Source organism: Streptomyces sp. NBC_00683, assembly GCF_036226745.1.
GTDB lineage: Bacteria > Actinomycetota > Actinomycetes > Streptomycetales > Streptomycetaceae > Streptomyces.
Genome location: NZ_CP109013.1, coordinates 1,661,432 through 1,680,969, shown reverse-complemented (window position 1 = coordinate 1,680,969; position 19,538 = coordinate 1,661,432). Strand labels below are relative to the sequence as shown.

16 protein-coding genes are annotated in these 19,538 nt (G+C 69.5%); 3 read left to right on the top strand and 13 right to left on the bottom strand.

Features of this window, described 5'->3' with window-relative positions:
* The first annotated feature begins 32 nt into the window (after positions 1 to 32).
* On the top strand, positions 33 to 1,406 hold the full coding sequence (locus tag OG257_RS07425) for a glycoside hydrolase family 5 protein (RefSeq protein ID WP_329205850.1): 1,374 nt from the start codon (positions 33 to 35) through the stop codon (positions 1,404 to 1,406).
* Between the two features lie 144 nt (positions 1,407 to 1,550).
* On the opposite strand, the gene OG257_RS07420 is transcribed toward OG257_RS07425, so the two are convergent.
* The 9 genes from OG257_RS07420 to OG257_RS07380 form a co-directional block, all read right to left on the bottom strand.
* Entirely contained in the window at positions 1,551 to 3,698 is a 2,148-nt protein-coding gene (locus OG257_RS07420; protein WP_329205849.1) for a SpoIIE family protein phosphatase, read from the bottom strand.
* A gap of 163 nt (positions 3,699 to 3,861) precedes the next feature.
* Positions 3,862 to 4,716, bottom strand: coding sequence for a CDP-diacylglycerol--serine O-phosphatidyltransferase (gene pssA, locus OG257_RS07415; RefSeq protein WP_329205848.1), 855 nt, complete (start codon positions 4,714 to 4,716; stop codon positions 3,862 to 3,864).
* The gene (locus OG257_RS07410) at positions 4,703 to 5,350 is read right to left on the bottom strand and encodes a phosphatidylserine decarboxylase (protein ID WP_329205847.1); all 648 of its coding nucleotides are present in this window, start codon (positions 5,348 to 5,350) and stop codon (positions 4,703 to 4,705) included. Before OG257_RS07410 ends, pssA begins: the two co-directional genes overlap by 14 nt.
* Before the next feature lie 181 nt (positions 5,351 to 5,531).
* Positions 5,532 to 6,737 (bottom strand): acyl-CoA dehydrogenase family protein, encoded by a 1,206-nt coding sequence (locus OG257_RS07405; protein WP_329205845.1) that lies wholly within the window; start codon positions 6,735 to 6,737, stop codon positions 5,532 to 5,534.
* A 2-nt stretch (positions 6,738 to 6,739) separates the two neighbouring features.
* Positions 6,740 to 7,267: a MaoC family dehydratase gene (locus OG257_RS07400; protein ID WP_329205844.1), complete on the bottom strand. Its 528-nt coding sequence runs from the start codon at positions 7,265 to 7,267 to the stop codon at positions 6,740 to 6,742.
* A 2-nt stretch (positions 7,268 to 7,269) separates the two neighbouring features.
* Positions 7,270 to 8,286: an HpcH/HpaI aldolase/citrate lyase family protein gene (locus OG257_RS07395; protein WP_329205843.1), complete on the bottom strand. Its 1,017-nt coding sequence runs from the start codon at positions 8,284 to 8,286 to the stop codon at positions 7,270 to 7,272.
* The gene (locus OG257_RS07390; RefSeq protein ID WP_329205841.1) at positions 8,283 to 10,295 is read right to left on the bottom strand and encodes a protein meaA; all 2,013 of its coding nucleotides are present in this window, start codon (positions 10,293 to 10,295) and stop codon (positions 8,283 to 8,285) included. Before OG257_RS07390 ends, OG257_RS07395 begins: the two co-directional genes overlap by 4 nt.
* Positions 10,296 to 10,304: 9 nt before the next feature.
* The gene (ccrA, locus tag OG257_RS07385; protein WP_329205840.1) at positions 10,305 to 11,642 is read right to left on the bottom strand and encodes a crotonyl-CoA carboxylase/reductase; all 1,338 of its coding nucleotides are present in this window, start codon (positions 11,640 to 11,642) and stop codon (positions 10,305 to 10,307) included.
* A gap of 367 nt (positions 11,643 to 12,009) precedes the next feature.
* A complete protein-coding gene (locus OG257_RS07380) occupies positions 12,010 to 12,801 on the bottom strand; it encodes a GNAT family N-acetyltransferase (protein ID WP_329205838.1) in 792 nt (263 codons plus the stop codon).
* A 128-nt stretch (positions 12,802 to 12,929) separates the two neighbouring features.
* Between OG257_RS07380 and OG257_RS07375 the strand changes: the two genes are divergently transcribed.
* Positions 12,930 to 13,679 (top strand): restriction endonuclease, encoded by a 750-nt coding sequence (locus tag OG257_RS07375; RefSeq protein ID WP_329205836.1) that lies wholly within the window; start codon positions 12,930 to 12,932, stop codon positions 13,677 to 13,679.
* An 8-nt stretch (positions 13,680 to 13,687) separates the two neighbouring features.
* Here OG257_RS07375 and OG257_RS07370 read toward each other — a convergent pair whose 3' ends face one another.
* A complete protein-coding gene (locus tag OG257_RS07370) occupies positions 13,688 to 14,503 on the bottom strand; it encodes a TetR family transcriptional regulator (protein WP_329205835.1) in 816 nt (271 codons plus the stop codon).
* A 91-nt stretch (positions 14,504 to 14,594) separates the two neighbouring features.
* On the bottom strand, positions 14,595 to 16,376 hold the full coding sequence (locus OG257_RS07365) for a 3-hydroxyacyl-CoA dehydrogenase family protein (protein ID WP_329205834.1): 1,782 nt from the start codon (positions 16,374 to 16,376) through the stop codon (positions 14,595 to 14,597).
* 354 nt (positions 16,377 to 16,730) lie between these two features.
* Here OG257_RS07365 and OG257_RS07360 point away from each other — a divergent pair, with 354 nt between their 5' ends.
* Positions 16,731 to 17,303 (top strand): adenylosuccinate lyase, encoded by a 573-nt coding sequence (locus OG257_RS07360; protein WP_329205833.1) that lies wholly within the window; start codon positions 16,731 to 16,733, stop codon positions 17,301 to 17,303.
* On the opposite strand, the gene OG257_RS07355 is transcribed toward OG257_RS07360, so the two are convergent.
* Both OG257_RS07355 and OG257_RS07350 read right to left on the bottom strand, forming a co-directional pair.
* Entirely contained in the window at positions 17,281 to 17,844 is a 564-nt protein-coding gene (locus OG257_RS07355; protein WP_329205831.1) for a GNAT family N-acetyltransferase, read from the bottom strand. The two genes, OG257_RS07360 and OG257_RS07355, sit on opposite strands and share 23 nt — an antisense overlap.
* A 63-nt stretch (positions 17,845 to 17,907) precedes the next feature.
* Positions 17,908 to 19,491 (bottom strand): alpha/beta hydrolase, encoded by a 1,584-nt coding sequence (locus OG257_RS07350; protein ID WP_329205829.1) that lies wholly within the window; start codon positions 19,489 to 19,491, stop codon positions 17,908 to 17,910.
* Positions 19,492 to 19,538: the final 47 nt, after the last annotated feature.

Below are 19,538 nucleotides of genomic sequence, written 5' to 3'. Positions count from 1 at the left end.
CCCATGAAAGGCAACGACGGATGAAGCTATCGATGAGAAAGCGCCTGGGCGCGGCGGTCGCCGCAGCCGTCACAGCGACCGCCGTTCTGATGACGCTGTCGGGCCCGGTCGCCGCGCAGGCGGCGACGGGCTCACCCCCGGCAACCGCGGCGGTCCCCGCCCCGCACGCGACGGCCGCTGCCGGCACCGGCAAGGACTGGCTGCACACCGAGGGCAACCGGATCGTCGACGAGCAGGGCAACCGGGTCTGGCTGACCGGCGCCAACTGGTTCGGCTTCAACGCCACCGAACGCGTCTTCCACGGACTGTGGTCCGCGAATCTGGAGACGGTCACCCGGCAGATGGCGGAGCGGGGCATCAACATCGTCCGCGTGCCGATCTCCACCCGGCTCCTGCTGGAGTGGAAGGACGGCCGGGCCGCTGTCTCCAGCGCGGTCAACACCTGGGCGAACCCGGAGCTCAAGGACAGAACGACCCTCCAGGTGTTCGACGCCTTCCTCGCCCTGTCGGAGAAGTACGGCATCAAGGTGATGCTCGACGTGCACAGCGCGGAGGCCGACAACTCCGGCCATGTGCACCCCGTGTGGTGGAAGGGGGCGATCACCACCGAGCAGTTCTACTCCGCCTGGGAGTGGGTGACCGCCCGCTACCGCACCAACGACACCCTCGTGGCGATGGACATCAAGAACGAGCCGCACGGCAAGCAGTCCGACAGCCCGCGGGCGAAGTGGGACAGCTCCACCGACCAGGACAACTTCAAGTACACCTGCGAGACCGCGGGCAGGCGCATCCTCGCGATCAACCCCGACGTCCTCGTCCTGTGCGAGGGCATCGAGATCTATCCCAAGGACGGCGCCAACTGGTCCTCCACCTCCGCGACCGACTACCACAACATGTGGTGGGGCGGGAACCTGCGGGGCGTCCAGGACCACCCGGTCGACCTGGGTGCCCAGCAGGACCAGCTCGTCTACTCGCCGCACGACTACGGGCCGCTGGTCTACCAACAGCCCTGGTTCCAGGGCGAATGGAGCCGCACGACCCTGGAGCGCGACGTCTGGGACCCGAACTGGCTCTTCGTGCACAAGACCGGCACCGCACCCCTGCTCATCGGCGAATGGGGCGGCTTCCTCGACAACGGCCCGAACCAGAAGTGGATGACGGCACTGCGCGACCTCATCGTCGAGAACGGGATCCACCAGACCTTCTGGTGCCTCAACCCCAACTCCGGTGACACGGGCGGGCTGCTGAACCACGACTGGACGACGTGGGACGAAGCCAAGTACGCCCTGCTCAAGCCGGCGCTCTGGCAGTCGGGCGGCAAGTTCGTCAGCCTCGACCACCAGGTCAGGCTCGGCGGCGCGACCGCCACCACCGGCATCAGCCTGGGCGACCTGTACGGCGGCTGAAACCGAACAGGGCTCACCGCACCACCCGTTGACCGTCCTGGGGTGTCGATGAAACCCCACCGCCTCGGCACCCCGGGACACCCACGGCCCACCCCCCACCACGAAGGACAGACACCATGCCCTCCGGATACGGGCAGGCCGACGCTATGGCCGCGGTGGAGCGTCCGTCCCCAGGGCGTTGATGAGGAGCAGGGCGATGTCGTCGGTGCCGGGTGTGTACCGCTCGGCGTACCGCACGAGCGTGTCGGCGACGTCGTCCATGTCCTGGTCGAGGGCCAGGGCGAAGTGTTCGGCGAGCTCGGCCGTCGCGTCGTCGAAGTCCACCCCCGGAGCTTCCACGAGTCCGTCCGTGAACAGGGCGAGCGTCGCACCCGGCGGCAGCGGGATCTCGGTCGTCGGGTAGTGGGACGCCGGATCGATGCCCAGCAGGAGGCCGGGCGGCAGGTTGAGCATCTCGGTCTGTCCGTCCGGCTGCCTCAGGAGCGGCGAGGGGTGGCCGGCGGTGGCCAGGACCGCACGGTGCCCGGCGAGGTCGAGATGGACGTACAGACAGCTCGTGAACAGGCCGGGATCGAGATCGGTGAGCAGCCGGTTGGTGCGTGCGAGCACTTCGTCGGGCGGCGCTCCGGCGGAGGCGTGCACGGCTGTACGGACCTGTCCCATGAGAGCGGCGGCGTTCACGTTGTGGCCCTGCACGTCACCGATGGCTGCCGCGGCCGTCGTGTCGTCCAGCCGGATCAGGTCGTAGAAGTCGCCGCCGATGCCCGTGCCGCGGGCTGCCGGGAGGTAGCGGGCTGCGACGTCCAGTCCGGGGATGCGGGGCAGGGTGTGGGGGAGGAGGTGTGCCTGCAGGCTGTGCGCGAGCCTGTCCTTGGTGTCGTAGAGGCGTGCGCGGTCGAGCGCCTGGGCGAGCAGGCCGGCGATGGACGTGAGCAGGGCGCGTTCCTCGGGCGGGAATTCGTGGGGCCGGTCGTAGGAGAGCACCAGTGAGCCGATGGGCTGCCCGGAGACGACCAGGGGGAGAAAGGCGCAGGCTGCGACCGTCTCGCGCAGGACGAGTGCCGGGTAGGCGCGCTTCAGCTCCCCCGTGGTGGTGAAGAAGGCGGGGACGCCCGTGGTCAGCACGTGCGCGGCGGGGTTGTCGGCGGACAGCGGCACACCGTCGAAGCCGTCCACGAGCGCGGCACGACTGCCGCGGCCACCCTCGATCCGCAGCCGTCCCTGGTCCGAGGTCAGCACGACGAGGGAGTGGATCCGGAAGGCGGGCATGAGCTGGTCGCCGGCCAGCTCGATCACATCGCGCGTACCGACAGCCTCGGTGAGGGTCGCGGCGAGGTGCATCAGGTGATAGAGGGCGGTGGCCCGGCTGGGCGTCTCGGGCGTCGGCGCGGCCTGCGGCAGCGGGGAGTCCGCCGAATCGGGTTTGACGGCGGGAAGGATGCGGACGCTGATGCCCGTGGCGTTCGGGAAGAGGTGGAAGGAGAGCCACCGGTCAGGTGGGCGCAGAGCGGTGAAGGACGTCTGCTGGCGGCTGATGACCGCGGCCCGGTAGTGGTCCTCGATGGCGGGATTGTCCATCCAGGGGAGCGACACCCACGGCAGGGTGCCCAGGACGTCCTCAGGACGGGTCCCGAGCAGCTCCGCGGCCGCGGGGGTGAGGAAGCTGACGGTCCCGTCCAGCTTCAGCGCGCAGCTGCCCCCGGGCAGCCGCCGGACGAACTCCATCGCTGCAGAGCCCTCGGCCGGCTCCGGGACCGGCGGCTCCGGCGGGGGCAGCACCCGCGGCTGTGCGCCCGGCAGCACCGGGTAGCCGCTGCTCTCGGACTGCTGCATGAGCATGCCGATGTTGCGGCAGCCCCTGACCACGGCATCACGTTCCCGGGGCGCCAGCTGAGGGGGGTGCGAGCCGGGCCACAGCAGGACCAGCCCGCCCCAGTCGGTGTCTCCCGTACGGATCGGTGCGGCGGCCAGCGAGAACCGGTAGGGCAGCACCAGGGCGGGGCGCGGATAGCGGCGCGCCAGCTCCTCCTGGCTGCCGAGCCAGATCAGACACCGGTGGCGCATGGCGTCGGACACCGGCATCGGTGCGGACAGCGTGACCCGGTTCCAGGGAATGGCCAGCTGGCCCGGCGCTCCGGCCAGCACCGTCAGGCGCAGCGTGGTCTCGTTCCTCGGCAGCAGGTACAGCATGGCCACGGACGCGCCGGCCTCCTCGACGACACGGGCCACGGGGCCGTCCAGAAGCTCGGTCCAGGAACCCGTGGCGGCGACGGAGGCGGCTTGGTCCTGCACGCTTCAACCCCTCACCGTGACGAGCGGCGGGGCACCCACTACCGAATACGGCATATATGGACAATACGCCCACTGGGCCTTGAGGACATCGTGGTGTACCCGGACGCACGAAGGCCCGGATGCCGGGGAGCATCCGGGCCCTCGTGACTGTCTGTGCCGTGCGCTACGGGAGCTGAGCCGCCCGTGCCTCGCGCCGGTTGTCGCGGAAGGTGTTCACCCGCCGCGCCGTGGCGAAGAGCGGGATCACCGCACCCAGCACGACCTGCAGCGCGCAGCCGGTCTGCAGGAGCAGCTGGCCGCCGGGGGCGTCGAACGCCCATGCGGCGAGCAGGCCCATCGCGGCCACGATCCAGCCGAGCATCGCCACCGCGAGGACACCCCGCGGTTTGGGGTACTCGACCCGGCTGACCATCAGCCACGCCACTCCGACGATCGCGAGCAGCGTCGGCACGAAGGGCAGCTCCAGGAGCACGATCGAGACGACCGTGAGTGCACCGAAGGGGCTCGGCATGCCCTGGAACATGCCGTCCTTCAGCGTCACGCAGGAGAATCTCGCAAGCCGGAGCACCACCGCGAGCAGCACCACGATCGCCGCGAGCGCCGACACCCGCTGGTGCGCGTCGTCCGCGACCATCCCGTACACGAGCACGAAGTAGGCCGGGGCGAGCCCGAAGCTGATCAGGTCGGAGAGGTTGTCCAGTTCCGCGCCCATCGGCGAGGAACGCAGCTTGCGTGCCACGAGCCCGTCGAAGAGGTCGAACACCGCGGCCATGAGCATGAGGATCACCGCGGTGGCGGCGGAGTGGCGGGCCATGCCCGTCTCGTCGCTGCCGGTGAGGTGCGGGATGAGGATTCCCGTGGTGGTGAAGTACACCGCCATGAATCCGCACGTGGCGTTACCGAGGGTGAGGGTGTCCGCTATCGACAGCCGCATCGAGAGCGGCATGTCCTCGGCGTCGGCATCCTCCTCGGCCTCCGGTACCCAGCCGGCCTGTGTATCAGGATCAATCACGGTCAATTCGAGTCACCCCCGCGGTGGTGGCCTGTCCGACCTCGACCGCGACATCGATACCTTCCGGAAGGTAGATGTCGACGCGCGAGCCGAACCGGATCAGACCGATGCGTTCGCCCTGCTCCACCTTCGTACCCTGCGGGATGTAGGGGACGATGCGACGGGCGACCGCTCCCGCGATCTGCACCATCTCGATGTCGCCGAGCTCGGTGTCGAAGTGCCAGACAACGCGCTCGTTGTTCTCGCTCTCCTTGTTGAACGCCGGGACGAACCCACCCGGGATGTGCTCGACCGACGTCACGGTGCCGGCCAGGGGGGCCCGGTTGACGTGGACGTTCAGCGGGCTCATGAAGATCGCGACGCGGGTGCGCCCGTCCTTCCACGGCATGATGCTCTGCACCACACCGTCGGCCGGCGAGATGACGCGGCCCTGGGTGATCTCGCGCTCGGGGTCACGGAAGAACCACAGCATGCCCGCCGCGAGCGCGGTGGTGGGCACGGCCACAGCGGCCCAGCGCCCGGACCTGCGGGCCCGGGTGAGGCTGAGTGCCGCGGTGGCGACGGTCGGGAGGAGCCACGGCGATGCTCCGCGCGCAAGGCGGACCCCGCCGCGTGGTGCAGAGTTTTGGCTGTCGGGCATGGATGACCTTCGTAGCGGATGATGCCGCGCTGGCAACGGGGGGACGGCGGCTTTCCGGCGATGCTATCGGGTGCGAGCGGCAACTGGGCAAGCCAGCAGCCGAGTCGGACAGCTGAAAGGCTCCGGACGAGGGTGACTCGGTGTGATGTTCTTCGCCACCAAATCACCCTGAAGGGGACAATCAGCCCTGGAACCGGTACTCCTCGAGGAGCCGGCGACCGATGATCATTTTCTGGATCTCGGCGGTACCTTCACCGATCAGCAGCATCGGTGCCTCACGGTAGAGGCGCTCGATCTCGTACTCCTTGGAGAAGCCGTAGCCGCCGTGGATACGGAAGGCGTCCTCGACGACTTCCTTGCAGTACTCGGAGGCGAGGTACTTCGCCATCCCTGCCTCCAGGTCGTTTCGCTCCCCGGAGTCCTTTTTGCGCGCTGCATTCACCATCATCGCATGAGCTGCTTCGACCTTGGTGGCCATTTCAGCCAGTTTGAACTGGATCGCCTGGTGCTGGGCGATCGGCTTTCCGAAGGTATGGCGCTGCTGGGCGTACGAAACGCCCAGTTCGAATGCACGCTGTGCGACGCCGCAGCCACGTGCGGCGACATTCACGCGGCCGACTTCGACGCCGTCCATCATTTGGTAAAAACCTCGGCCGGTGGTGCCGCCCAGTACGCGATTGGCCGGAATGCGCAGTCCGTCCATGATGAGCTCGGTCGTGTCGACGCCCTTGTAGCCCATCTTGTCGATCTTCCCCGGGATGGTGAGACCGGGGCGGACCTCACCGAAGCCCGCCTCCTTCTCCACGAGGAAGGTCGTCATCGACTTGTGGGGGGCGGTGCCCTCGGGGTGTCCTTCGTCACTCTTGCACAGCACGGCCACCAAAGTGGACGTTCCGCCGTTCGTCAGCCACATCTTCTGGCCGTTCAGAACGTACTCGTCGCCGTCCCTGACGCCCTTGGACGTGATCGCGGAGACATCGGAGCCCAGTGCCGGCTCGGACATCGAGAAGGCGCCCCGCACCTCGCCCAGTGCCATCCGCGGCAGGAAGGTGTCCTTCTGCTCCTGCGTGCCGTGCTGCTTGAGCATGTACGCCACGATGAAGTGCGTGTTGATGATGCCCGACACGCTCATCCAGCCGCGGGCGATCTCCTCGACGCACAGCGCGTAGGTGAGCAGTGACTCGCCCAGACCGCCGTACTCCTCGGGAATCATCAGCCCGAACAGGCCGAGTTCCTTGAGTCCTTCGACGATTTCCGTCGGGTACTCGTCGCGGTGCTCCAGCTGGGTCGCGACAGGAATGATCTCCTTGTCGACGAAATCCCGGACCGTGGAGAGGATTTCCTGCTGGATATCGGTCAGACCGGCGGTCTGCGCGAGTCGGCTCATGGCTACTTCTCCACGTTCTTCTGCGGCGGCTGGACCAGCTCCGGGCGGCCGGGCTGCTCGCCGCCCCGCTCCTTGATGTACGTCTCGGTGGGGACCATCACCTTGCGGCGGAACACGCAGACCAGCGTGCCGTCCTGCTTGTAGCCCTTTGTCTCGACGTAGACGATGCCGCGGTCGCTCTTGGACCTCGACGGCGTCTTGTCGAGCACGGTCGTCTCGCCGTAGATCGTGTCGCCGTGGAAGGTCGGCGCGACGTGCTTCAGCGACTCGACCTCCAGATTGGCGATCGCCTTGCCGGACACGTCCGGCACCGACATGCCGAGCAGCAGCGAGTAGATGTAATTGCCGACGACGACGTTCTTTCCGAAATCCGTCGTCTTCTCGGCGTAGTTGCTGTCCATGTGCAGCGGGTGGTGATTCATGGTCAGCAGACAGAAGAGGTGGTCGTCGTATTCCGTGACCGTCTTTCCGGGCCAGTGCTTGTAGACAGCACCGACCTCGAACTCCTCGTATGTGCGTCCGAACTGCATGATCAGGCCTCCGGGGCTTCGAACTTGGAGGTGCGCTGCATGCCGGCCGCGCGTCCCTTGCCGGCGATCACCAGCGCCATCTTGCGGCTGGCCTCGTCGATCATCTCGTCGCCGAGCATCGCCGAGCCCTTCTTGCCGCCCTCCTCCGAGGTGCACCAGTCGTACGCGTCGAGGATGAGCTCGGCGTGGTCGTAGTCCTCCTGCGAGGGCGAGAACACCTCGTTGGCCGCGTCGACCTGGCCGGGGTGCAGTACCCACTTGCCGTCGAAGCCCAGCGCCGCGGCACGGCCCGCGACCTCGCGGTACGCGTCCACGTCGCGGATCTGCAGGAACGGGCCGTCGATCGCCTGGAGGTCGTGCGTACGGGCCGCCATCAGGATGCGCATCAGGATGTAGTGGTACGCGTCCGCCGGGTAGCCGGGCGGCTGCTGGCCGACGACCAGGGTCTTCATGTTGATCGAGGCCATGAAGTCGGCCGGGCCGAAGATCAGTGTCTCCAGGCGGGGCGAGGCGGCGGCGATGTCGTCGATGTTCACCAGGCCCTTGGCGTTCTCGATCTGCGCCTCGATGCCGATCTTCCCGACCTCGAAGCCCATCGTCTTCTCGATCTGGGTCAGCAGCAGGTCCAGCGCGACGACCTGCTGGGCGTCCTGGACCTTCGGCAGCATGATGCAGTCGAGGTTCGGGCCCGCGCCCTCGACGACCGTGATGACGTCGCGGTACGTCCAGTGCGTCGTCCAGTCGTTGACGCGCACGACCCGGGTCTTGCCCGTCCAGTCGCCGTTGTTGAGCGCGTCGACGATGTGGTGACGGGCGCCTTCCTTGGCGAGCGGCGCGCAGGCGTCCTCCAGGTCCAGGAAGACCTGGTCGGCGGGAAGGCCCTGGGCCTTCTCCAGGAACCGCGGGTTCGAACCCGGCACGGCCAGGCAGGAGCGGCGCGGACGCAGGCGGTTCAAGGGGTGCGCGGCGGAGCCGCCCGAAATCGGGGTGGTGGCGGGCGACGGGCTGGGCGTGGTCATGCGGGGACCTCCAGAGGGTCGAGCTTGTTGGCTTTCCGGATCTCGTCGACGATACGGCCGATGATCTCCGTGATACCGAAGTCCTTCGGGGTGAAGACGGCGGCGACGCCGGCCCCGATCAGTGCGGCGGCGTCGGCGGGCGGAATGATGCCGCCCGCGATCACCGGGATGTCGGTCGCGCCCGCCTCGCGCAGCCGGGTCAGTACGTCCGGCACCAGTTCGGCGTGCGAGCCCGACAGGATCGACAGGCCGACGCAGTGCACGTCCTCCGCGACGGCGGCCGAGACGATCTGCTCCGGCGTGAGCCGGATGCCCTGGTAGACCACCTCGAAGCCCGCGTCACGGGCCCGTACGGCGATCTGCTCGGCGCCGTTGGAGTGTCCGTCCAGGCCCGGCTTGCCCACCAGCAGGCGCAGCCGGCCCACGCCCAGGTCGTCGGCGGTGCGCGCGACCTTCTCACGGACCAGGGCGAGCGGGGTGCCGGCCTCGGCGGTGACGGCGACCGGCGCGGACGAGACACCCGTCGGCGCCCGGAACTCGCCGAAGACGTCCCGCAGCGCCCAGGACCACTCGCCGGTGGTGACGCCCGCGCGGGCGCACTCCACGGTCGCTTCCATCATGTTCTCGGTGCCGGCCGCGGCCTTCTTGAGCGCGGCGAGCGCCTCGGAGGCACGGGCCTCGTCACGGTTGTCGCGCCACTCGTGCAGGGCCGCGACGACCCGGGCCTCGTTGGCGGGGTCCACCGTCATGATCGCCGCGTCCAGATCGGCGGTCAGCGGGTTCGGTTCCGTCGTCTCGTAGATGTTGACGCCGACGATCTTCTCGTCGCCGCCCTCGATCCGTGCCCGCCGCGCGGCGTGCGAGGAGACGAGCTCCGACTTGAGGTAGCCGGACTCGACGGCGGCCATCGCGCCGCCCATCTGCTGGATCCTGTCGATCTCGGCGAGCGACTCGGTGACCAGCTCGTCCACCTTGGCCTCGATGACGTGCGACCCGGCGAAGATGTCCTCGTACTCCAGCAGATCGCTCTCATGGGCGAGGACCTGCTGGATGCGCAGCGACCACTGCTGGTCCCAGGGGCGCGGCAGCCCCAGTGCCTCGTTCCAGGCGGGCAGCTGCACGGCGCGGGCGCGGGCGTCCTTGGAGAGCGTGACAGCCAGCATCTCCAGGACGATGCGCTGCACGTTGTTCTCCGGCTGCGCCTCGGTCAGCCCGAGGGAGTTGACCTGCACGCCGTAGCGGAAGCGCCGCTGCTTGGCGTTCACGATGCCGTACCGCTCGCGGGTGACCCGGTCCCAGATGCGGCCGAAGGCGCGCATCTTGCACATCTCCTCGATGAAGCGGACGCCCGCGTTCACGAAGAAGGAGATACGGGCGACGACTTCGCCGAACTTCTCCTCGGGCACCTGTCCGGAGTCGCGCACCGCGTCGAGGACCGCGATGGCCGTCGACATGGCGTACGCGATCTCCTGGACCGGAGTGGCTCCCGCCTCCTGCAGGTGGTAGCTGCAGATGTTGATCGGGTTCCACTTCGGGATGCGGTTGACCGTGTACGTGATCATGTCGGTGGTCAGCCGCAGCGAGGGGACCGGCGGGAAGACGTGCGTCCCGCGCGAGAGGTACTCCTTGACGATGTCGTTCTGCGTCGTTCCCTGGAGCTTGTCGGGGTCGGCGCCCTGCTCCTCCGCGACCACCTGGTAGAGCGCCAGCAGCCACATCGCGGTGGCGTTGATCGTCATCGAGGTGTTCATCTGCTCCAGGGGGATGTCCTGGAACAGACGCCGCATGTCACCGAGGTGCGAGACGGGCACGCCCACCCGGCCCACCTCGCCGCGGGCGAGGATGTGGTCGGGGTCGTATCCGGTCTGCGTCGGCAGATCGAAGGCGACCGACAGACCCGTCTGGCCCTTGGCGAGGTTGCGCCGGTAGAGCTCGTTGGACGCTTCGGCGGTCGAGTGACCGGCGTACGTCCGCATGAGCCACGGGCGGTCCTTCTGACGTTCGGTCATCGATGAACCTCAGACGTTGCGGAAGCGGTTGATGGCGTCGATGTGCTGTTCGCGGAGCTCCTCGTTGCGCACGCCCAGGCCCTCGCGGGGCGCCAGCGCGAGGACGCCGACCTTCCCCTGGTGGAGGTTGCGGTGCACGTCGTACGCGGCCTGGCCGGTGTCCTCGAGGGAGTAGACCTTGGAGAGCGTCGGGTGGATCTTGCCCTTGGCCACCAGCCGGTTGGCCTCCCAGGCCTCGCGGTAGTTGGCGAAGTGCGAGCCCACGATCCTCTTGAGGGACATCCACAGGTAGCGGTTGTCGTACTCGTGGTTGTAGCCCGAGGTCGAGGCACAGGTGACGATCGTGCCGCCCTTGCGGGTCACGTACACGCTCGCGCCGAAGGTCTCGCGGCCCGGGTGCTCGAAGACGATGTCCACGTCCTCGCCGCCGGTCAGCTCACGGATGCGCTTGCCGAATCGCTTCCACTCGCGCGGGTCCTGGTTGTGCTCGTCCTTCCAGAACTTGTAGCCCTCGGCGTTGCGGTCGATGATCGCGGTCGCGCCCATCTTCCGGCAGATCTCCGCCTTCTGGTCGCTGGAGACGACACAGATCGGGTTGGCGCCGCCGGCCAGCGCGAACTGCGTGGCGTACGAGCCGAGTCCGCCGCTCGCGCCCCAGATCAGCACGTTGTCGCCCTGCTTCATGCCCGCGCCGTTGCGCGAGACGAGCTGGCGGTATGCCGTCGAGTTGACGAGCCCGGGGGCCGCCGCCTCCTCCCAGCTGAGGTGGTCCGGCTTGGGCATCAGCTGGTTGGACTTCACGAGCGCGATCTCGGCGAGTCCGCCGAAGTTCGTCTCGAAGCCCCAGATGCGCTGCTCGGGGTCGAGCATCGTGTCGTTGTGGCCGTCGGAGGACTCCAGTTCGACGGACAGGCAGTGCGCGACGACCTCGTCACCGGGCTTCCAGGCGTTGACGCCGGGACCGGTGCGCAGCACGACGCCCGCGAGGTCGGAGCCGATGACGTGGTACGGGAGGTCATGGCGCTTGCTGAGGTCGCTGAGCTTGCCGTACCTCTCCAGGAAGCCGAAGGTCGAGACCGGCTCGAAGATCGAGGTCCAGACGGAGTTGTAGTTCACGGAGCTGGCCATGACCGCGACGAGGGCCTCGCCCGGGCCGAGCTCGGGCACCGGCACGTCCTCGACGTGGAGGGACTTGCGCGGGTCCTTGTCGCGGCTGGCGACCCCGGCGAACATCTCCGCCTCGTCCTTGTGCACGGTCACCGCGCGGTACGACTCGGGGATGGACAGGGCCGCGAAGTCCGCGGCGGTGCTGTCCTGCGATTGGATCGCGTCCAGGATTTCCTTCACGGTGATGCCTCCGGCAGATCGGGTCTCCAACGCCGAGGGAACGCTGGAGGGACCCCTGTGGACAGGGGGGGGCGGTGCGGTTTGGAGGTGTGCCGTCGGTTCGGCGGGGTGGTGCTTCGGCCTGCTCGGTGGAGCAGAAGGGTTGCCTGTGACGCAGGCGTCCGGGCGCGCAGACACGGTGGATTGCGGGGACAGCCGACGTACGAGAGGTCTCTGCACGCCGGCCGCCCGGACACCTTCAACGTATGGCACTCCGTGACAGGTGGCAAGGCACCGAGTGCCAACAATTTCTCTCACTTGTCATCTGCATGGCACGCATGAGCAATATGATGGGCGCTATGTCGGATTGCTCCCGGAGGTGGAGCGGTTACGGCGTGGTGCGGTAGACGTACGGGGTCGTCGTGCTCAGGGCCGTGAAGCCGAGCCGGCGCAGGATCGGGGCCGACTCGTCGGTCGCGTCGACCTGCAGATACCGGTAGCCGCGCTCGGCGGCGATACGGGCCCGGTGGGCGATCAGCGCCCGGTAGATGCCCCTGCCCCGCCAGGGCGCCGCCGTCCCGCCGCCCCAGAGGCCGGCGAAGCCGGTGCCCGGATACAGCTCCATACGGGCCGAGCTCACCGGCTCGCCGCCCGCCACGGCCAGGACGGCCACGAAGGTGTCAGGGGCCCCGGAGAGCCTGGCCAGGCTCTGGTGACGCAGTCGTGAGCCGTCGGTGCCGAAGGCCAGTTCGTGGGCCCGGACCATCAGTTCCACCCCGGCCGCGTCGGTCACGGTCCGCAGCTCGACACCTGCGGGGAGCTCCACGGACGTCGACAGTTCGGCCACCTCGGCGACCAGCAGTGTCTCCGTCGGCTCGGCCTCGAAACCGGCCGCGGCCAGCCGCCCGCCCAGATCGGCGGGGCTGTCGTGTGCGTACAGCTTCCATTCGAACGCGTCGTGCCCGAGCGAGGTGTAGTGCTCCACCTGCGCCGCGATCGCCGCGTCCGCCTGTTCGGGATCGAGGTCCGGAGCGGTCCAGACGACACCGTTCCAGTCGTCGGCGCCGCCGGTCTGCCGGACGAGGTCTCCCGTGCGTTCGACCCGTACACCGGGGCCGTCGGGGCGCGCGTGCTCACGCATCTCGTGGTCGAAGAGGGCCAGTGCGCTCTGGGGTTCCATCCGCGCATCCGACCACGCGGTGCGCCACCGGGCCATCGGGTTTCCCCAGGCAGGTGCGTCAACGGGGCGGGCGGGGGCAGATGGAAGTGATCTTGATCCGGTCACGACGAACAGGGGTGGGGCATCCGATGCCGATACAGGTGGGCGGACACGTCCGAAGAGACCGCCGGTCCGAATTCAGCGTCCGCCGGACGGCGTTCGGCTTCGTTCTCGTCGCCGTACTGGTCTGCGGTGCCGGGCTGACCCTCCGCACGGCTCTGGAGAGTGCCGAACGGCATCCGGTGGCAGCCGGCTTCGCGGTGGTCGCGGTGGTCTCCGGGGCGGTGGCGCTCCTGCATCACCGCCGCAACCGCAGGGCGGCCGCCAGGGCGGCGTCGGCGGCTCTGGACGCCGCGCGCGAGGTGGTGGACACCGCGCTGGAGGATCCGCCCGCGGCCGGCCCCGAGCCTGTACGGCACCCCGAGCCGGTCGACTGGGAGGGCATGGACCCGTACGACTTCGAGGAGGCTGTCGCCGCCCTCTGCCGCCGGGACGGCTGCACGGACGCCGAAGTCGTCGGCGGTGCCGGAGATCTGGGGGCCGATGTCGTGGGTACCACGCCCGACGGCCGCCGCCTGGTCGTCCAGTGCAAGAGGTACACGTCCGAGAACAAGGTCGGCTCGCAGGATCTCCAGCGTTTCGGCGGTACGTGCTACGCCGTGCACGAGGCCGGGACGGCCGTCGTCGTCACCACCGGCACCTTCACCGAACCGGCTCTCGAGTACGCGGAGCAGTGCGGCATCGTGTGCGTCGACCTGGAAGGACTCCTCGCGTGGAGCGAGTACGGCGCTCCCCTGCCCTGGCACGCCGGGGAGGCCGTACAGCCCGCCGGGAACTGAACGCCCGCTCAGCGGTCCTTGAGGGCCTGCTGGATCGTGCGCATGACCTCGTCGAGCGGTGCATCGGTCCGCGCCACCGCGACCAGCACCTCGCCCTCCGTCGCAACGGAGGCGACCGGGGCCTTCGCGGGCTCGCTCCCCGCGGTCCGTCCGGCGCCGATCCCCGTCCCGAACGTGTCCCGCACGATCGCGAAGGCGTGGTCGAGCTGGGCCTCCACATCGCCCTGGCCGCCCGCCCGCAGCCAGCGCCGCAGCACATGGTTGTGCGCGGTCACCACGGCGGACGCGGCCACCTCGGCCAGCAACGGGTCGTCATTGCCCACATGATGGTCACGCTCGTCGAAATGGCCCAGCAGATAGCGGGTGAACAGCCGCTCGTAGCGGGCCACCGAGGCGATCTCGGCCTCCCGGAGCGTGGGGACCTCACGGGTCAGCTTGTAGCGCGCCACCGAGACCGCCGGCTTCGCCGCGTACATCCGCATGACTTCCTTGATGCCGCGGCACACGGTGTCCAGCGGATGCTCGTGCGCGGGAGCGGCATTGAGGACGGCCTCGGCCCTGACGAGGGTGTCGTCGTGGTCCGGGAAGATGGCCTCTTCCTTGGAGCGGAAGTGGCGGAAGAACGTGCGCCGGGCGACCCCGGCAGCGCCCGCGATCTCGTCGACCGTCGTCGCCTCGTACCCCTTCGTGGCGAAGAGCTCCATTGCCGCGGCGGCCAGTTCGCGGCGCATTTTGAGCCGTTGGGCAGCGGCGCGGGTGCCTGCGGCACTCTCCGTGGCGTCGGGCGCGGCGGCGGAACGGGTGGACCTGGCAGGCTGCGACATGGTGTGAACGTAACTCATCCGTGCAGGAGAGTGCGCCTGTGGGGGCGGGTCGCCCGAGGGCCCGAGCAGCCCGCCCCACCCGGCTCCCGCCTCAGCGGCGGGCATATTCGCGGAAGCCGCGCCCCGTCTTGCGGCCGAGGCAGCCCGCGGCCACCAGATGCTCGAGCAGCGGTGCCGGGGCCAGGCCCGGATCGCGGAACTCGCTGTGCAGAACCTTCTCGATGGCGAGCGAGACATCGAGACCGACGACGTCCAGGAGCTCGAACGGACCCATCGGGTAGCCGCCGCCCAGCTTCATCGCCGCGTCGATGTCGTCGAGCGTCGCGTAGTGCTCCTCGACCATCTTGATCGCGTTGTTGAGGTACGGGAAAAGCAGCGCGTTCACGATGAAGCCCGCACGGTCCCCGCAGTCGACGGGGTGCTTGCGCACCTTCACACAGACCTCGCGCACCGTGGCGTGCACGTCATCGGCGGTCAGCACGGTGCGGACCACCTCGACGAGCTTCATCGCGGGCGCCGGGTTGAAGAAGTGCATCCCGATGACGTCCTGGGGACGCGAGGTGACCTTCGCGATCGCCACGACCGGCAGCGAGGAGGTCGTGGTGGCCAGCACCGCACCCGGCCTGCAGACCTTGTCGAGCGTCGCGAACAGCTGCTGCTTGATGTCCAGGTCCTCGGCGACCGCCTCGACGGCGAGGTCGACCTCGGCGAACGCGTCCAGGGACCCGGCCGGTGTGACCCGGGCGAGCGTCTCCTCGCGCGCCTCGGCCGTCAGGCGCCCCTTGGAGACCGAACGGTCCAGGGACTTGGCGATCCGGGCCTTGGCCGTGTCCGCCTTCTCCTGGCTGCGCGCGGCGAGCACCACGGTGTACCCGGCCTTCGCGAAGACCTCGGCGATGCCGGAGGCCATCGTCCCGGAGCCGGCGACACCCACCGAGGACACCTCGCGCCCGGCCACCGAACCCGCGTCGGCCAGGGGGGTCCGGGCGTCCGGCACCACGGTCTGGCCGCCGGGGGCGTCGTACGTGTAGAAGCCGCGGCCCGCCTTGCGGCCGGTCAGGCCCGCCTCGCTGAGCTGCCCGAGCACCGGAGCAGGTGCGTGCAGCCGGTCGTGGGACGCCGAGTACATGGCCTCCAGGACCGTGCGGGCCGTGTCGATGCCGATCAGGTCGAGCAGGGCGAGGGGGCCCATCGGCAGCCCGCAGCCCAGCTTCATCGCAGCGTCGATGTCCTCACGGGAGGCGTAGTTCGCCTCGTACATCGAGGCGGCCTGGTTCAGGTAGCCGAACAGCAGCCCGTCCGCGACGAATCCGGGGCGGTCGCCGACCGCGACCGGCTCCTTGCCCAGCTCGCGTGCCAGCCGGGTGACGGTCTCCACGGCAGTCGGCGCGGTCAGCACGGAGGAGACCACCTCGACGAGCTTCATCGCGGGCGCCGGGTTGAAGAAGTGCAGGCCGAGGACGCGCTCGGGGTGCTGCGACTCGGCGGCCAGCCGGGTCACCGACAGGGCGTTCGTGCCGGTCGCGAGGATGGCGGTGGGGGAGACGACGGCGTCGAGCTCCCGGAAGACCTGCTGCTTGATCTCGTAGGACTCGGGCACGACCTCGATGACCAGCTCCGCGTCCGCGGCGGCCTGGAGATCGGAGAACGTGCGGAAGCGGGCGAGGATGTCGCGCCGCTCCTGCTCCGTGATCCGCTCGCGCTGCACGGCGCGTGCGGTGGAGGCCTCCAGGGCAGCGACGGCCTGACGGGCGACGGCTTCGCTGATGTCGATGCCGATGACCTCGCGGCCCGCACGGGCCAGGACCTCGGCGATGCCGGTTCCCATGGTGCCGAGGCCGACGACGGCAATGGTGCTGAGCGGGGTGTCCATCACGGGACTCCAGGGTGAGTGACGACTGAGAGGAGCACGGGCGGCGCGTGCGGTCGAAGAGAACCGGCGCTCGGCGTGCGGGAGTTGTGTCGTGGTGCTCAGGGCCCGGGGCGTGCCGGGCACGCACAGGACCGGGGAAAAGGTGACGGACTCTGTCCCGAGTCGCGTCTCTCAAAGCTGCCGAACCGACAAGCACTCCGGGTGGCTGCGTCACCAGGCCACCCGAGTCGGCGGGTGTGTGTCCCGCTCACATGAGGTTAACCGGCAAGTAATGAGCGCGCCAGCCCTGGACGGATGTGCGCTGGCACACAGTTGGGACCGACACGGTGCGTGTGCGCCGATAAGCTGACTGTCATGGACGAGGAGTTGCGCTCGCTGACGGACAGGCTGCGGGACGAGGCCGAGGAACCGGCGGTCTACCGGTGGCTCCTGGCCACGGACGACGACGAGGAGCTGGCCCGCGTTCTCATCGAGCCCGCGCGCCCGCTGTGGGCGCGCGAGATCGCGGCGTTCCGGCTCGGCTGCCGGGGCGACCGGCGGGCCTTCGAGGCGCTGGTCCTCCTCCTCAACCACCGCGACCCCGAGCGCTGTGTGTCGGCCGCCCATGCCCTTCTGCTCCTGGATGACCCCCGAACACCCAGGGCCGCCGCGGCACTTGCCACGAACGCACTGCGCACCGCCTACGCGATGCACCCGGTGCGTCTGCTGACCGCCCTGCGCGCGCCGGAATCGGTGCCCGCGCTGGTCAGCACCCTGCGGCGACTGCTGACGCCGGAGGAACCGCACTGGCGCGTGGCGCTCGCCTGCGTGGAAGGGCTGGGGAGCCTGGGGGACGGCGAGGCCAGGCCGGTCCTGGAGGCTGCGCTGCCGCACCCCCGCCTCGGCCGGGCCGCGGCGGAGGCGCTCAGCCGGCTGCCGACCCCCTGAGGGCCCGCACGTACCGGACCTCGGGCACCATGGCGCCGCCCACCTCGAAGGGCTCCTCGGCGCCGTCCGGCAGGAAACCCGCCCGCTCGTAGAAGCGGCGGGCGCGCCGGTTCTCCTTCAGCACCCACAGGGCCATCTCGTCGAAACCGGCCGCCACGGCACGGTCGGTCAGCTCGGCCAGGAGTGCGCGGCCGGCCCCCGCGCCGGTCCGTTCCGGGTGCACGTAGATCGCGTACAGCTCGCAGCGCCCGTCCCTGCCGGTGCCGTCGCGGTCGGGACCGTAACAGGCCCAGCCGGTCACGGCGGAGTCCGGTGCCGACCTGGAGACGACGTCGACGGCCGGACCCTCGGTGAGGAAGCCGCGGCGGCGCTCGGCATCCGACGCGATGTCCATCGCGTCCAGATACGGCTGCGGGATCATTCCGGCGTACGCGGTCTGCCAGCCGCGCACCCGGATCTCCGCCACGGCGGCACAGTCGTCGAGCGTCATGTCCTCCACCCGCACGCCGGGGGCGTACGCGGGAGTGGGCCGTGTCGTCATACGGTCCATCCTGGCGTACGCCCCCGGCGGTTCGGCTGCGCGGTGCGGCTGCTCGGTGGGGCTTCAGCCGCGGAAGCCGAGCAGCCCGTGCAGCGTGCTGCCCTTCGTGCTCGTCCCCGCCTTCGTGGCCTTGGGCGGCTTCGGCTCGGGCAGCGCCTCGCAGACCGCGTCGGCGCCGCTGCCGTCGGCGCGAGGGAGGGTGCCGTCGGTGAGGTAGTCCACCAGGTACGCGTCCAGGCAGGCGCTTCCGCTCAGGGTGATGCCGTGGTTGCCGCCGCCCTCCTCGACGACCAGGCTGGAGCCCTTGAGCCTGCGGTGCATGGTGACACCGCCCTCGTACGGCGTGGCGGCGTCGTCGGTGGCCTGGAAGAGCAGCGCGGGCGGGATGCTGCGGTTGGTGACCCTCACCGGCTCCAGCGGTTCCACCGGCCAGGTGGCGCACGGGGCGTTGTACCAGGTGTTGTTCCACGACATCAGGGGCGCCTTGCGGTGGGCCTGCCAGGTGTCGTTGCGCCAGGTGCTCCAGGTCCGGGGCCAGGCGGCGTCGCGGCACTGCACGGCCGCGTAGACGGAGTAGCCGTTGTCGCCGCTCGCGTCCACGGCCGCGAAGTTCTCGTACGCGGAGACCAGCGCCTCCTGGTCCTCGTCCTTCACGTACGCCGCGAACGCCTGGGCCAGGGAGGGCCAGTAGCCGTCGTAGTACCCGCCGGGCAGGAAGGTGTCCTCCAGCTCGCTGGGGCCGACCCTGCCGCCCGCGGGGTGTTCCTTCACCGCGGCGCGCATGTCGTACCAGGCGGCTTCGACGCCCGCGGGGTCGGTGCCGAGCCCGTAGGTGGCGTCGTTCCTCGCGACCCAGGCCGCGAACGCCTTGTGGCGGGCGTCGAACGCATGGTCCTGGGCGAGGTTGTCCTCGTACCAGACGCCGTCCGGGTCGACGATCGAGTCGAGGACAAGGCGGCGCACGCGCTCCGGGAACAGCTTCGCGTACACCGCGCCGAGGTAGGTGCCGTAGGAGTAGCCGAAGTAGTTGATCTGCTGCGAGCCGAGGGCCCGGCGGATCACGTCGAGGTCCTTCGCGGCGCTGACGGTGTCCATGAAGGGCAGCAGGTCGCCGTGCTTCTCGCCGCAGGCCGCGGCGAACGACGCGGCCCGGTCCCTGTTGGCCTTCTCCGCCGGATAGGAGTCCGGCACGGCGTCCGGGCGCACCGGGTCGAAGTATTTCGGCACACAGTTCAGTGCGGGCGTGCTCTTCCCGACCCCGCGCGGGTCGAACCCGATCACGTCGTACTGGGCGGCGAGCTTCTTGGGGAGCGAGCCCGCCACGAAGCCCGCCATCGAGAGCCCGCTGCCGCCGGGGCCGCCGGGGTTGACCAGCAGAGGACCCTGCGAGGTCTTCGCCGTGTGCGGGATCCGGGAGAGCGCGAGGGTGACGCGTCTGCCCGACGGACGGTCATGGTCCAGCGGGGTGCGGACCGTTGAGCACTGCAGGGTCGGATACGACGCCGTCCCGCACGCGGTCCACTTGAGCGGTGCGACGGCGCGCGGTGCGGCCGTACCCGTTCCGGCGGTCGCGGTGGACGGCACGGCGGTCACCAGACCCGCGACCGTGGCGCCGACTGCGACCAGAATTCCTGCACGTTTCGTCATATGGCCTCCCGTGGTGGAGGGAACGCGCCTGTGAGCGGCACAGCCCC